This is a genomic window from Pseudonocardia yuanmonensis, from assembly GCF_039542425.1.
Lineage (GTDB): Bacteria > Actinomycetota > Actinomycetes > Mycobacteriales > Pseudonocardiaceae > Pseudonocardia > Pseudonocardia yuanmonensis.
The window spans coordinates 1-1,093 of record NZ_BAABIC010000064.1 but is presented as its reverse complement, the minus strand read 5'-3'; the positions used below and the strand labels follow the sequence as shown (position 1 = coordinate 1,093).

At 70.5% G+C, this 1,093-nt stretch carries 2 protein-coding genes and 1 pseudogene; all 3 read left to right on the top strand.

The window, feature by feature from the left end:
* Window positions 1-93: 93 nt before the first annotated feature.
* Window positions 94-285: pseudogene (locus ABD990_RS34125) on the top strand (IS630 family transposase); the annotation flags it as partial.
* Between the two features lie 199 nt (window positions 286-484).
* Window positions 485-658, top strand: coding sequence for a hypothetical protein (locus ABD990_RS34120; RefSeq protein ID WP_345384937.1), 174 nt, complete (start codon window positions 485-487; stop codon window positions 656-658).
* A gap of 118 nt (window positions 659-776) precedes the next feature.
* Window positions 777-1,093 (top strand): transposase (locus ABD990_RS34115; RefSeq protein WP_345384936.1); only part of this gene is annotated, 317 nt, incomplete at its 3' end.

Sequence of the window (1,093 nt, the reverse complement as noted above, 5' to 3'; positions counted from 1 at the left end):
CTAGTGCCTCGTCCAGGAACGTTGGGGTCGTAACCGTGTCGGCTTGATCAGTTCCGGTCTGGCGCTGGAGGCTGTCCGCCGGAGGTGGTGGGCATGCCGCGACGGCCCGAGGTCTTCGTCCGGGAGCTGACCCCGGACGAGGCGCAGCGACTGGTCAAGATCACCAGGACGGCGCGGGACCGGGTCCGGCTGCGGCGGGCCGGGATCGTGCTCGCCTCGGTGCAGGGACGCAGCGCCACAGAGGCAGCAGCGATGTTCGCCGCGACCGCGCAGTACGCGCGGGAGGTGATCCACGCGTTCAACACCCAGGGGTTCGCCGCTTTGGACCCAAAATGGAGCGGGGGCCGACCTCCTAAGTTCGGCCCCCACGCCCGCGAGCTGATCTGCCGGGTCGCCCGGACCCCAACCGCAGCAGGCCGGGTGCCCGTTCACCACGTGGAGCCTGTCGAAGCTGGTCGAGCATCTACGCCAGCGGCACCGGATCGTGGCCAGCGTCGAGGCCATCCGGCAGATCCTGCGGGCAGCGGGGGTGCGCTGGCAGGCCACCAAGACCTGGAAGGCCAGCCGCGATCCCGAGTTCGTGCCGAAGATGCGCCGGATCCTCGACCTCTACGACCGCTCCGCCGCGGGGCAGCTCCCGGCCGGTGCCCGGGGGTGATCTGCGTGGACGAGTTCGGGCCGCTGAACCTGCAGCCCCGCCCGGGCCGGGGCTGGTTTCCCAGCGGGAGCCCGGCCCGGCTACGGGCGACCTACCACCGCTACGGCGGGTGCGGCACATGTTCGCCGGCCTCGACCTGGCCTCGGGTCAGCTGTTCTACCGGCTGCGCGACCGCAAGCGCTGGCAGGAGTTCCTGGCCTTCCTGCGTCAGCTCCGACGCCGGTTCCCGACCGGGCGGCTCTACGTCGTCTGCGACAATTTCTCCCCGCACCGCAAGGCCCAGGTCGCCGCCTGGTGCGCCGATCACGATGTCGAGTTGGTGTTCACCCCGACCCACGCCTCCTGGCTGAACTGGATCGAGTCGGAATTCACCGCGCTGCGCTACTTCACCCTCGACGGCAGCGACTACCCCTCCCACACCGCGCAGGAAGCCGC